Source organism: Ruegeria sp. CH10, assembly GCF_056537125.1.
Genome location: NZ_JBQFQY010000001.1, coordinates 700,921 through 713,714, shown reverse-complemented (window position 1 = coordinate 713,714; position 12,794 = coordinate 700,921). Strand labels below are relative to the sequence as shown.

Annotated in this window: 14 protein-coding genes; 12 read left to right on the top strand and 2 right to left on the bottom strand. The window is 61.0% G+C overall.

The window, feature by feature from the left end:
- Positions 1 to 138: 138 nt before the first annotated feature.
- Together murD and ACRZ94_RS03535 are read left to right on the top strand one after the other, a co-directional pair.
- Positions 139 to 1,539 carry a UDP-N-acetylmuramoyl-L-alanine--D-glutamate ligase gene (murD, locus tag ACRZ94_RS03540; RefSeq protein WP_480650303.1) on the top strand — a complete coding sequence of 467 codons (1,401 nt, stop codon included), beginning with the start codon at positions 139 to 141 and terminating at the stop codon, positions 1,537 to 1,539.
- A gap of 105 nt (positions 1,540 to 1,644) precedes the next feature.
- Positions 1,645 to 2,019 (top strand): glycine zipper family protein, encoded by a 375-nt coding sequence (locus ACRZ94_RS03535; protein ID WP_480796680.1) that lies wholly within the window; start codon positions 1,645 to 1,647, stop codon positions 2,017 to 2,019.
- A gap of 23 nt (positions 2,020 to 2,042) precedes the next feature.
- Here the strand turns inward: ACRZ94_RS03535 and ACRZ94_RS03530 are convergent, their stop codons facing one another.
- Positions 2,043 to 3,221, bottom strand: a complete 1,179-nt coding sequence (locus ACRZ94_RS03530) for a BaiN/RdsA family NAD(P)/FAD-dependent oxidoreductase (protein ID WP_480796679.1) — start codon at positions 3,219 to 3,221, stop codon at positions 2,043 to 2,045.
- A 58-nt stretch (positions 3,222 to 3,279) separates the two neighbouring features.
- Entirely contained in the window at positions 3,280 to 3,660 is a 381-nt protein-coding gene (locus ACRZ94_RS03525; protein WP_480796678.1) for a hypothetical protein, read from the bottom strand.
- A gap of 147 nt (positions 3,661 to 3,807) precedes the next feature.
- Here ACRZ94_RS03525 and ftsW point away from each other — a divergent pair, with 147 nt between their 5' ends.
- From ftsW to ACRZ94_RS03475, 10 genes are all read left to right on the top strand, one after another.
- On the top strand, positions 3,808 to 4,971 hold the full coding sequence (gene ftsW / locus ACRZ94_RS03520; protein ID WP_480650306.1) for a putative lipid II flippase FtsW: 1,164 nt from the start codon (positions 3,808 to 3,810) through the stop codon (positions 4,969 to 4,971).
- Positions 4,971 to 6,068, top strand: a complete 1,098-nt coding sequence (locus ACRZ94_RS03515; protein WP_480650307.1) for a UDP-N-acetylglucosamine--N-acetylmuramyl-(pentapeptide) pyrophosphoryl-undecaprenol N-acetylglucosamine transferase — start codon at positions 4,971 to 4,973, stop codon at positions 6,066 to 6,068. The genes ftsW and ACRZ94_RS03515 overlap by 1 nt, the downstream gene beginning before the upstream one ends.
- Complete coding sequence (gene murC / locus ACRZ94_RS03510; protein ID WP_480650308.1) at positions 6,065 to 7,495, top strand: UDP-N-acetylmuramate--L-alanine ligase; 1,431 nt, start codon at positions 6,065 to 6,067, stop codon at positions 7,493 to 7,495. The genes ACRZ94_RS03515 and murC overlap by 4 nt, the downstream gene beginning before the upstream one ends.
- Positions 7,496 to 7,524: 29 nt before the next feature.
- Positions 7,525 to 7,770, top strand: coding sequence for a DUF2484 family protein (locus tag ACRZ94_RS03505; RefSeq protein WP_480796677.1), 246 nt, complete (start codon positions 7,525 to 7,527; stop codon positions 7,768 to 7,770).
- Entirely contained in the window at positions 7,767 to 8,021 is a 255-nt protein-coding gene (locus ACRZ94_RS03500) for a DUF2484 family protein (RefSeq protein ID WP_480650310.1), read from the top strand. Before ACRZ94_RS03505 ends, ACRZ94_RS03500 begins: the two co-directional genes overlap by 4 nt.
- Before the next feature lie 45 nt (positions 8,022 to 8,066).
- Positions 8,067 to 8,993, top strand: coding sequence for a UDP-N-acetylmuramate dehydrogenase (murB, locus tag ACRZ94_RS03495; RefSeq protein ID WP_480650311.1), 927 nt, complete (start codon positions 8,067 to 8,069; stop codon positions 8,991 to 8,993).
- A 109-nt stretch (positions 8,994 to 9,102) separates the two neighbouring features.
- Positions 9,103 to 10,020 (top strand): D-alanine--D-alanine ligase, encoded by a 918-nt coding sequence (locus ACRZ94_RS03490; RefSeq protein WP_480650312.1) that lies wholly within the window; start codon positions 9,103 to 9,105, stop codon positions 10,018 to 10,020.
- Positions 10,008 to 11,009 (top strand): cell division protein FtsQ/DivIB, encoded by a 1,002-nt coding sequence (locus ACRZ94_RS03485; protein WP_480650313.1) that lies wholly within the window; start codon positions 10,008 to 10,010, stop codon positions 11,007 to 11,009. The genes ACRZ94_RS03490 and ACRZ94_RS03485 overlap by 13 nt, the downstream gene beginning before the upstream one ends.
- A gap of 8 nt (positions 11,010 to 11,017) precedes the next feature.
- Entirely contained in the window at positions 11,018 to 12,352 is a 1,335-nt protein-coding gene (ftsA, locus tag ACRZ94_RS03480) for a cell division protein FtsA (protein WP_480796916.1), read from the top strand.
- Positions 12,339 to 12,752 (top strand): hypothetical protein, encoded by a 414-nt coding sequence (locus ACRZ94_RS03475; RefSeq protein ID WP_480796676.1) that lies wholly within the window; start codon positions 12,339 to 12,341, stop codon positions 12,750 to 12,752. The genes ftsA and ACRZ94_RS03475 overlap by 14 nt, the downstream gene beginning before the upstream one ends.
- Positions 12,753 to 12,794: the final 42 nt, after the last annotated feature.

The window sequence follows — 12,794 nt, the reverse complement described above, 5'->3', positions numbered from 1 at the left end:
GGTTCGTCGGGCCTGCGGCCCGCCTGTCACCTGTTGGGCCCGGCTCGCGCTGATGCGCGAGCCTGAGTTGCGCTTGCCATTGCGGGGGTCTTCTGCGCAGTGTGGCGGCCAATTGAACGTCAAGAAAAGGTTGGTGGCATGATCCCGGTCAAAGGGTTTTCAGGGCAGAAGGTTGCGGTTCTGGGGCTGGGCCGGTCGGGGTTGGCCACAGCGCGCGCATTGCGGGCAGGCAAGGCCGAGCCGGTTTGCTGGGATGACAATCCCGCAGCGCGGGAAAAGGCCGAAGCCGAAGGGTTCACCTGTGCTGACCTGCGCCGCCACGGCGCGTTTGAAGGGGTCGCCACGTTGGTTGTCTCGCCCGGTATTCCACATCTGTACCCTGAGCCAAACCCGGTGGTTGCTGCCGCGTTGGAGGCAGGCGTTCCGATGGACAATGACATCGGTTTGTTCTTCCGGTCGTTCGCCGGGCCGGAATGGAGCGAATATGACACCCCGCCGCGGGTGATTGCGGTGACTGGCTCGAATGGGAAATCGACCACGGCGGCCCTGATCCATCACATTCTGACCGAGGCGGGCCGGGATGCTCAGCTGGCGGGCAATATCGGGCGCGGGGTGCTGGATATTGATCCGGGTGGGGATGGTTCGGTCGTGGTGTTGGAACTGAGCAGTTATCAGACGGAACTGGCGCGCGCGCTGACGCCAGATGTTGCGGTCTTTACCAACCTTTCGCCAGACCATCTGGATCGGCACGGCGGAATGGGGGGGTATTTTGCCGCCAAACGCCGGTTGTTTGCCGAAGGCGGGCCGGATCGCGCGGTGATCGGCGTTGATGAAAACGAAGGCGCGTTTCTGGCCGGGCAACTGGCCGAGGGGCCGACAGACGATCGGGTGATCCGCGTCTCGGTGGCGCGAAAACTGACGGGTCCGGGGTGGCAGGTCTTTGCGCGCAAGGGGTACTTGTCGGAATACCGCAAGGGGCGGCAGGCCGGATCGATTGACCTGCGGCAGATCAAGGGGCTGCCCGGGGTGCACAATCATCAGAACGCCTGTGCTGCTTATGCTGCCTGCCGTGCCCTTGGCATGGCACCGCGTGTGATTGAGGATGCGTTGCACAGCTATCCCGGCCTGCCTCATCGCAGCCAGATCATCGCCGAAGCGGATGGTGTGACCTATGTGAACGACTCGAAGGCCACCAATGTGGATAGTGCGCTCAAGGCCCTTATGGCGTTCAAAAAGATCCGTTGGATTTGCGGGGGGCTTGAGAAAGAGGGCGGTCTGGCCCCGCTGAACGGCGCAGCGGATCAGGTTGTGAAAGCCTATGTGATCGGGCGCGAAGCAGCGAAGTTCGCGCTTCAGCTTGAGGCGGACGCTCAGGTCTGCACCACCATGGACGAAGCCGTGGCCCAAGCCATGGCCGATGCCGGGCCGGGTGAGACAGTGCTGCTGGCGCCAGCCGCCGCCAGCTTTGACCAATATGACAATTTTGAGCAGCGCGGAGACGACTTCACCAATCAGGTTCGGCAACGCCTTCATAACTAGATATTTGCAATGAACCGCCGGTTGCGCCAAGCTGCAGAGCTATCAGCTTGACGCACCAAGACAATTACGATTGGTTCCGGGCAAATTCAACACGAGGTTATGACGATGTCTTTCCGTAAGTTCTCTTTGATCCTTCCTGCAATTCTGGTCGCCGGGGCGTGCACCAATACCGGTGCGAATTATCAGCCGATTGTGGATGGCCCGATTGGGCCGAATTACAATGTTGACCTGCAGCAGTGTCAGCAACTGGCCGCGTCACAAGCCAGCGTCGACGGAACAACTGCAGGCAATGCCGCCATCGGCGCGGCAGGTGCGGCTGCCGTAACCGGTATCGTTCAGGACAGCAGTGATAATCTGGGTCGTGCCGCCGTTGCCGGTGCATTGGTCGGTGCCGGGGCGGATGTGATCAACAAGAACCAGAACAAAGAAGTCATCGTTCGCAACTGTATGCGTGGACGCGGCTACAACGTCGTCGGCTAACGCCGCGCACATGCAAGCGTCGGTTAACGCGCCGCGATGGCGGTTCCGGCGGCATGGCCCGAGGACCATGCCCACTGGAAATTGTAGCCGCCCAGCCAGCCGGTGACATCCACCGCTTCGCCAATTGCATAGAGGCCGGGGACATCCCTGGCCTCCATCGTTTTCGACGACAGATCATCGGTGTCGATTCCGCCCAGCGTGACCTCGGCTGTGCGATAGCCTTCGGTGCCTGACGGGGTCAGCTGCCAGTTCGAAAGGGCCGTCACCAGATCGGTCAGGGCCGCATCGGATTGGTCGGCGAGGTTACCGCCCATCGGTATGTGGTGTTTGAGGTAATCCACCAGACGCGCGGGCAGATGGCGTGCCAGTTCGGTGGTCAGGGCCTTGCGCCCGCCGCTTTGGCGTTGGGCGCGCAGCAGATCGAACAGGGGCAGGTCAGGTATCAGATTGACACCAATCACCTCGCCCTCACGCCAATAAGATGACAGTTGCAGAACCGACGGCCCGCTGAGACCGCGATGGGTGAACAGAAGCGCTTCATCAAAGCTGGTGCGCGTATTTGACAGCCGCGCGGGTAGGGACACGCCCGAGAGGTCCTTGAACCTTCCGTCTGAGAAGGTGAACGGTACAAGCGCCGCACGCGTGTCTGTTAGGCGCAACCCGAATTGTTGCGCAATATCATAGGCCAACCCGGTTGCACCCATCTTGGGGATGGATTTGCCGCCGGTGGCCAGAACCAGATTGTGGCAGGTCAAGCTGAGGCGCTGCCCCTCGCGTTCGAGGTCCAGCGCAAAGCCGCCCTCGGTCTTGCGCAGATCGCGCAGGCTGGTCTGCAGCCACAACTCAGCCCCGTTGTGCGCCATCTCGTCCAGCAGCATCTGGATGATCTGTTTCGAGGACCCGTCGCAAAAGAGCTGCCCCAACGTCTTCTCATGCCACGCGATACCGTGCCGACCGACCAGATCGATGAAATCCCATTGCGTGTAACGCGCCAGTGCGGATTTGCAGAAATGCGGGTTCTGCGACAGGAAATTGCCCGGGCCCGCATACATATTGGTGAAATTGCAGCGTCCGCCGCCCGAGATGCGGATTTTCTCACCCGGAGTTTTCGCGTGATCGATCACCAAAACGCGCCCGCCGCAATGGGCGGCGCACATCATGCCAGCGGCACCGGCCCCAAGGATGATCGTGTCATAGGTCATCAAATGCGCATGGCGTGAAATGGCGAGGATGGCAAGGGGACGTGGTCACCGGGAAACATCAGAAAGCCGTGCCGACACCGAATTCGCGATCAAACAAGCTTTCAATAACTCCAAAAAGTTGCTCGTTGGAAAAGTCTCTTTTGGACATGACAATCGGCAGTAAGTCGGCATTGTTCCAATAACAAACATCAAAGTCGTAAACGATCTGCTCTGATGCGAAAACGGCCTGTGCGAACTTGTGACTATCAAGCGGTGCCAAGACATCCAGTATGGCCTGTGCATTAATGTGCCCACCGATACCAAGTTCGCTGACAATATGCTGTCGTAAGTTCTCGAGTTTAGAGATGATATCGTCGGAGCTTTTGCTTGGCATTTTGGATGAGCCAAGTTGCTGGCTGCTAACTGCGATGGTTTCCCATACCCTTGATAGCAACTTCATTCAAGCTTCGCGGCATATGGCATCTTCCCGGGCGTCGAATTCACCCATTTGGTTCTCATTCCCCTAGCCCAAACGCCAAAATCGCTGTAGAGTCTCAATCAGACCCCGAAAACGGGGCGTGAACGAGGCAGAGAGTGGCGGTATCTCATGACTGAGATGGTGTATGGCGCGGTCCAGGACCAGCGCGGGGAACCGATTCTACCGAAATGGTGGCGGACAATTGACCGCTGGACGATGTCCTGCGTGCTGATCCTGTTTGTCATCGGATTGTTGCTGGGGCTGGCCTCTTCGCCGCCTCTGGCCGGTCGCAACGGGTTTGATCCGTTCCACTATGTCGAGCGTCAGGCGATTTTCGGCGGATTGGCGCTTATTGCGATGCTGTTGACCTCGATGATGTCGCCCACTCTGGTGCGGCGGTTGGCGGTGCTGGGGTTTCTGGGGGCCTTTGTGGCGCTGGCCTTCCTGCCGGTCTTTGGCACCGATTTCGGCAAAGGCGCGGTGCGGTGGTATTCGCTGGGATTTGCCTCGCTGCAGCCGTCCGAGTTTCTGAAGCCCGGGTTTATTGTCGTGGCTGCATGGCTCTTGGCTGCGTCGCAAGAGATCAACGGCCCTCCGGGGCGGTTGTGGTCGTTTGCGCTGTGTATGGCCATCGTGGGGATGCTGGTGTTGCAGCCCGATTTCGGTCAGGCCTGTCTGATCCTGTTCGGCTGGGGTGTGATGTATTTCGTGGCCGGTGCGCCGATGCTGTTGCTGGTTGGCATGGCCGGGGCCGTGGTTCTGGGCGGAATGCTGGCCTATTCGAATTCGGAACACTTTGCCCGCCGCATTGACGGGTTCCTGAACCAAGAAGTCGATCCGACCACGCAGCTGGGCTATGCCACAAATGCCATCCGCGAGGGTGGTCTGTTCGGTGTTGGCGTGGGTGAGGGGCAGGTGAAATGGTCTCTGCCCGATGCCCATACAGATTTCATCATCGCTGTCGCGGCCGAGGAATATGGCCTGATCCTGGTGCTGATCATCATCGCGCTTTATTCGCTGATTGTCGTGCGTTCGCTTCTGCGTCTGATGAAAGAACGCGATATGTTCATCCGGCTGGCCGGGACCGGTCTGGCCTGCATGTTCGGCGTGCAGGCGATGATCAACATGGGCGTTGCCGTGCGCTTGCTGCCCGCCAAGGGCATGACGCTGCCGTTTGTCAGTTACGGTGGTTCGTCCTTGATTGCGGGCGGTATTGCAGTTGGCATGTTGCTGGCCTTTACCCGGACCCGCCCGCAGGGCGAGCTGGGTGACATTCTGCGCGGAAGGGGTTGATGAGCGTACCTTACCTACTGATTGCGGCAGGCGGCACTGGGGGTCACATGTTCCCGGCGCAGGCGCTGGCCGAGGCGATGCTGCACAAAGGCTGGCGCGTGCGCCTGTCGACCGATGCGCGCGGTGCGCGCTATACGGGCGGCTTTCCGCATTCGACCGAGATTGTCGAGGCGACCTCGGCGACCTTCGCACGTGGCGGTTTGGCCGCCAAAGCGCTGGTCGGTCCAAAGATTGTGGGCGGCGTGACCGGCATGGCAATGCAGATGATGCGCGACCGCCCGGACGTGGTGGTGGGCTTTGGCGGCTACCCCTCAATCCCGGCGCTGGGCGCGGCGACCCTGTTGAAAATCCCGCGCATGATCCATGAGCAGAACGGCGTTCTGGGTAAGGTGAACCAAGTGTTTGCCAAGCGTGTCGCGCAGGTCGCCTGTGGTGTTTGGCCAACCGATTTGCCCGAGGGCGCAAAAGGCATCCACACCGGCAACCCGGTTCGTGCCGCCGTGTTGGAGCGTGCCGCTGCTGGGTACATCCCGCCGGGTGACTACCCGATGTCGATCCTTGTCATGGGTGGATCGCAGGGCGCGCGAATCCTCAGCGATGTGGTGCCCGGTGCGCTTGCGGCCCTGCCGGAAGACCTGCGTGACCATATCCGCGTGTCCCATCAGGCCCGCGATGAGGATGGCGAGCGCGTGACAGCCTTTTACGCCGATCACGGCATCCGGGCCGAGGTGTTGCCCTTTTTCGACGACGTGCCCCGGCGCATGTCCGATGCGCAACTGGTGATCAGCCGCTCGGGCGCGTCCAGTGTGGCTGATATCTCGGTCATCGGGCGGCCCTCGATCCTGATCCCGTTTGCCGCCGCCGCGGGTGACCATCAGACCGCCAACGCGCGCGGTCTGGTTCAGGCCGGTGGGGCGATCATGATCCCCGAAAACCTGCTTGACGTTGCCGCCCTGACACAGCAAATCAGCGCCGTTCTGACAAACCCCGAAGCCGCGCAAAAGATGGCCCATGCCGCCCTTTCGACCGGAGCCCCCGACGCGACCGAGCGTCTGGTTCACCTCGTCGAAGAGCTGGCGCAGAAGGAGACCACATGAATCCTGCAACCAAACTGCCGCAAGACGTAGGGCCGATCCATTTCGTTGGCATCGGCGGAATTGGGATGTCAGGCATTGCTGAGGTTCTGTTGAACCTGGGCTACCGGGTACAGGGGTCGGACCTCAAGGCGTCCAAGATCACCGATCGTCTGGCCAGTTTGGGGGCCGAGATTTTCGTGGGCCAAAGCGCCGAGAACCTTGAAAACGCGGCCGTTGTCGTGGTGTCGACCGCAATCAAGCCGGGCAATCCCGAACTCGACGGTGCCCGTGCGCAGGGCCTGCCGGTGGTGCGTCGCGCCGATATGCTGGCCGAGCTGATGCGACTGAAATCCAATATCGCAATCGCCGGAACCCATGGCAAAACGACCACGACCACGATGATGGCCGAACTGATGGTGGCCGGGGATTTTGACCCCACCGTCATCAACGGCGGCATCATCCACGCCTACGGCTCGAACGCCCGCATGGGGCAGGGTGAATGGATGGTCGTCGAGGCGGATGAGAGCGATGGCTCGTTCAACCGCCTGCCCGCGACCATCGCCATTGTCACCAATATCGACCCCGAGCATATGGAGCATTGGGGTGATTTCGATAAGCTGCGCGACGGCTTTTACGAGTTCGTCTCGAACCTGCCTTTCTATGGGCTGGCCGTCTGCTGCACCGATCATGCCGAGGTGCAGACGCTGGTGGGCCGTATCACCGACCGCCGCGTGCGCACCTATGGGTTCAACGCCCAGGCCGATGTGCGGGCGGTGAACCTGACCTACAAAGGCGGCGTGGCGCATTTCGACATCCACCTGCAATACGAAGACACGGTGATCGAGGGCTGCACTTTGCCGATGCCGGGGGATCACAACGTCTCAAACGCCTTGTCTGCGGCGGCTGTGGCCCGCCATTTGGGCATGAAAGCTGCGGAAATTCGCGATGCGCTGGCCAATTTCGGTGGCGTCAATCGGCGGTTCACCAAGGTCGGAGAGGTGAATGGCGTCACCATCATCGACGATTACGGCCATCACCCGGTTGAAATCTCGGCGGTTCTGAAAGCCGCCCGTCAGGCGACCGAGGGGCGTGTCATCGCTGTGCACCAGCCGCACCGCTATTCGCGCCTGTCCAACCTGTTTGACGATTTCTGCACCTGCTTCAATGATGCCGACGTGGTTGCCATCGCCGATATCTTTGCCGCCGGTGAAGACCCGATCGAGGGCGCATCCCGGGATGATCTGGTGCAGGGCCTGATCCGCCACGGCCACCGTCACGCCCGGGCATTGCTGGATGAAAACGATCTGGAGCGTCTGGTTCGCGAACAGGCCCGCCCGGGTGACATGGTGGTCTGCCTTGGGGCCGGTACGATCAGCACCTGGGCCAACGGGCTGCCAGAGCGGTTGCAGACAAAAAAAGCCGTCGAAGGCTCGGTCAGCGCGGTCTGACAAAGCAGGCGTCTTCGGAGGGACAATAGGTGTATTCAGTTGTCTTCGCATCCTTGTGGGTTGTGGCTGCGACCATTGTGGCGATGCTGCCGATGCGGCTGCAATTCCCGCCGGGCATCGTGCTGCTGATCTGTGCGCCTGTGGGGATTGTCTGGCTGGGATATGATTTCGGGTGGTTTGTCTCGGTGCTGGCTTTTGCGGGCTTTGTGTCGATGTTCCGAAATCCGATCCGCTATTACTGGCGCCGCTGGACGGGCAGAGAGGTGCAGGAATGAACTTGTCCATTGCTCTGGCCGCGCTGTGGGGAATTGCGGCGAATGTGTTGGCGATGATCCCCAGTAAAGACAATCACTGGACGCGGGCCTATGTCCTGATTGCAGTGGGTATTCCGATCCTGGGATACGTGACGCTACAAAACGGCCCCTGGATCGGGTTGCTGGTTCTGGCAATGGGGATGTCGGTCCTGCGCTGGCCGGTGATTTATCTGGGTCGGTGGCTTAGGCGGTTCACCGGGTCTGCCCGGTAGCGGATACAGCTTGCGTTGTTCCGGCAAATCCGCGATTTAGCGGGCATGGCAAGTCTTCCTACACCGCGTGGCAAACTCTCGGAAAATCGGTCATTGAATGACCTCACATGGCTGCGTGTCGGCGGCCCGGCGGACTATTTGTTCCAGCCTGCTGATCTGGATGACCTCAGGGATTTTCTGCTTGGCCTTCCGGACAACGTTCCTGTTTTTCCGATGGGCGTCGGGTCGAACCTGATCGTGCGCGACGGGGGGCTGCGCGCCGTGGTGATCCGGCTGGGGCGCGGGTTCAACGGGATTGAGGTCGATGGCAACACCGTCACCGCAGGGGCCGCCGCGCTGGACGCGCATGTGGCGCGCAAGGCGGCGGATGCGGGGGTTGACCTGACCTTTTTGCGCACCATCCCCGGCTCGGTCGGTGGGGCGGTGCGGATGAATGCAGGCTGCTATGGCAGCTACACATCGGATGTATTGCGCAAGGCCACCATCGTCACCCGACAGGGCGAAGTTCTGGAGCTTGCACCGCAAGACCTGAACTTTCGCTATCGCCAGTCCGACCTGCCCGAAGGGGCGGTGCTGGTGTCTGCCACCTTCCAAGGCCCCAGCGGCGACCCGGACGACCTGCACACCCGTATGGCCGCGCAGCTGCAAAAGCGCGATGAGACGCAACCGACCAAGGACCGCAGCGCTGGATCGACATTTCGCAATCCGGCTGGCTTCTCATCCACGGGCAAGGCGGATGATGTGCATGACCTCAAGGCGTGGAAAGTCATTGACAACGCGGGCATGCGCGGGGCCATCAAGGGCGGCGCGCAGATGAGCCCCAAACACTCAAATTTCCTGATCAATACCGGTGACGCAACCGCCGCTGACCTTGAAGGTCTGGGCGAAGAGGTGCGAAAAAAGGTTTACGAAACAAGCGGCATCACGCTAGAGTGGGAAATCATGCGGGTCGGCGATCCGCTGACAGAATAAAGCCCCAGCCGTCAGACCATAATCAGGCAAATTCAGGCGACGGATCAAAGGCATAAACGCAGTACGGACCACCACATAAGGTCCGGGGACATTGAGGCGCACGTTGGGTATGTCGAGCAGGACAAACCCCAAAGTGGCGGTATTGATGGGCGGCCCCTCGGCGGAACGCGAGGTGTCACTCAGCTCTGGGCGCGAATGCGCGGCCGCCCTTGTGGGAGAAGGCTTTGAAGTGGTTGAGCTGGACGCAGGTCCCGACCTCTATGCGCGCCTTTTGGACATCAAGCCGGATGTGGTTTTCAACGCCTTGCACGGTCGCTGGGGCGAAGATGGCTGTGTGCAGGGCCTGCTGGAATGGATGCGGATTCCGTACACGCATTCCGGCGTTCTGGCCTCGGCATTGGCCATGGACAAGCAACGCAGCAAAGAGGTGTACGAGGCCGAAGGTCTGCCTGTCGTGCCCAGCGTGATCGTGCCCAAGATCGAGGTGATCGAAGTTCACGTGATGGAGCCCCCATACGTGGCCAAGCCCAATAACGAAGGCTCTAGCGTCGGGATCTATATCGTCCACGAAGGCTCGAACGGGCCGCCGCAATTGTCTGAGGATATGCCCGACCATGTGATGGTCGAGAAATACGTGGCGGGCCGCGAGCTGACCGTGACCGTTATGGGCGACCGCCCCTTGACCGTGACCGAGATCATGACCGATGGCGGCTGGTATGACTATGACGCCAAGTACAAGCCGGGCGGGTCCTGGCATGTCCTGCCTGCCGACATCCCGCAAGACATCTTTGACCGCTGCATGGGCTACGCGCTGAAGGCCCACAATGCCTTGGGCTGCCGTGGCGTGTCGCGCACGGATTACCGTTGGGATGACAGCATGGGCGCGGACGGGTTGTTCCTGCTGGAAACCAACACGCAGCCCGGTATGACGCCGACCTCTCTGGTGCCGGAACAGGCTGCGCATATCGGCATGACATTCGGCCAGCTTTGTGCGTGGATGGTGGAGGACGCCTCATGCGACCGCTAAGAGCCACCCGTGCCCCCGTTATTCACCGGTCCAAGCCCCTTTCTGGCCCGGATGCGGATTTCGCGTCGGGGGATCGGCATGCGGTTGAGCCAAAGCTGCGTCTGCGCGGCGGAAAGCTGTTTGGACGCAAGTCTCAGGGCTTTGATCCGGCGCCGTCCCGGCTGAGCTATCGCCTGCAGCGCTGGATGCTGACGCGCGGTGTGCGGCGCGGGCTGAAAGTGGGACTGCCGATTTTCGCGATTTGCGCAGGGTTGGGTCTGTATTTCAGCGCCGAAGACCGGCGTGAGGCCGTTGTGGCCTATGTTAACGACATCAAGACCTCGATCCAGCAACGCCCGGAATTCATGGTCAATCTGATGGCCATCGACGGGGCGGGGCCTGATCTGTCCGAAGATATCCGTGCGTTTGTGCCGCTGGATTTCCCCATGAGCTCTTGGGACATGGATGTCGAACAAATCCGCGACACGATCACCGGGTTGAACCCGGTCAAATCGGCGACCGTGCGCGTGCGGCCCGGCGGCATCCTTCAGGTGGACGTGGTCGAGCGTAAGCCGGTCATCGTCTGGCGGACGCGAGGCGGGATCGCACTGTTGGATGACACGGGCGCGTTTGTGGCCCGCATCGCCTCGCGGAAGGAACACTCGAACCTGCCGTTGATCGCGGGCAAGGGCGCGGATGCGCATGTAGGTGAGGCGCTGCAGCTGATGGCAACCGCCCGCAGCCTGGGCACCCGTGTACGCGGCCTTGTGCGGATAGGTGAGCGGCGCTGGGATCTGGTGCTGGATCGCGGTCAGCGCATCATGCTGCCGACCGAACGCCCCGTGCGCGCGTTAGAGCGTGTGCTGGCCGTGAACGAGGTGCAGGACCTTTTGGAACGCGACGTGGCCGTGGTGGATATGCGCCTTGGCCAGCGTCCGACCATCAGAATGACCAAAGCCGCCAGCGAAGACTGGTGGAACACAAAGACAGACGTGAGTAGCAGGCAGTAACAACCATGATGACCGATCTCTATCAGTCCCAACGGGCAATGCGGCAGATGCGCCGGCAGGCAATGCAACGCGGTGTTGTCGCCATTCTGGACGTGGGCAGTTCCAAGATTGCCTGCCTTGTGCTGCGGTTCGACGGCACCGGACGGCTGAGCGAGGATAACAGCATCGGCTCGCTGGCGGGGCAAACCGGGTTCCGTGTGATCGGCGCTGCGACCACGCGGTCACGCGGGGTGCAGTTCGGTGAAGTCACCGCCATGCAGGAAACCGAGCGCGCGATCCGCACCGCATTGCAAGCTGCGCAGAAGATGGCCGATATTCGGGTCGATCACGTGATTGCCTGTTTCTCGGGCGCGAATCCGCGATCCTATGGTCTGGATGCGCAGGTTGATCTGGAAGGGCAGGTGGTGTCCGAAGCCGAAGTGGGCCGCGTTCTGAACGCCTGTGACGTGCCGGATTACGGCGTCGGGCGCGAGGTGCTGCACGCGCAACCGGTGAACTTTGCGCTGGACAACCGATCAGGCCTGATCGACCCGCGTGGTCAGATGGGGCAGAGCCTGGCCGTGGATATGCACATGCTGACCGTCGATGCGGTGGCGATCCAAAACATCGTACGCTGCATCAAACGTTGTGATTTGGAACTGGCGGGGATTGCGAACTCGGCCTACGTGTCCGGTGTCTCGGCTCTGGTCGAGGACGAGCAGGAGCTGGGCGCGGCCTGTATCGATATGGGCGGCGGCACGACCAGCGTGTCGATCTTCATGAAGAAACATATGATCTACGCCGATTGCGTGCGCATGGGCGGTGATCACGTGACGGCAGATATTTCGATGGGGCTGGGCGTTCCGGCGGCTGTGGCCGAGCGGATCAAGACCTTTAACGGTGGTGTACACGCAACCGGGGCCGATGATCGCGACCTGATCGACATCGGCGGCGATACCGGCGATTGGGAACATGACCGCCGCACCGTCAGCCGGGCCGAACTGATCGGCATCATGCGTCCCCGTGTTGAAGAGATTCTGGAAGAGGTTCGCGTGCGTCTGGACGCGGCCGGGTTTGAACATATGCCCAGCCAACAGATCGTTCTGACCGGTGGTGGTAGCCAGATCATGGGGCTGGACGGCCTTGCAACCCGCATACTGGGGCAGCGCGTGCGTCTGGGACGCCCGCTGCGTGTCCAGGGCCTGCCGCAATCGGCGACCGGACCGGGCTTTTCCTCGGCGGTGGGGCTCAGCCTGTTTGCCGCGCATCCGCAGGACGAATGGTGGGATTTCGAGATTCCGGTTGATACCTATGCGGCCCGACCGCTCAAGCGCGCGATGCGCTGGTTCCGTGACAATTGGTAGATCACTTGCTGCTGCGGTGATCGCCCTGATCCCGGCCGGCGTGCAGGCGCAGACCCGGATCACGCCCGAGGCTTTTCTGGACGCCGTCATGGGCAAGACCGTGATGTTCTACGACTATCCCAGCGGATTTCTGGTCGGGACCGAAGAGTTTCTGAGTCGCACCCTCTCGGTCTGGCGGATGGAGGGGCGGGGCTGTGTCTATGGGCAGATCACCACGCCAAATGGTCAGATTTGCTTTCTCTATGATGACGATGAGGATGGCCTGCCTGTGTGCTGGTGGCCCTTTTTGCACGAGGATCGCCTGATGGTGCGGCTGGCGACGTTCAGCCGCGCTGAGGTGCAGGAGATTCGCAGCATCACCGAAGACGGTTTGAATTGTCCAAGTGTCCCGATTGGCTAAGAAAATGGGTTGCAGCCGACGGAATTATCCCCCAAACTATCC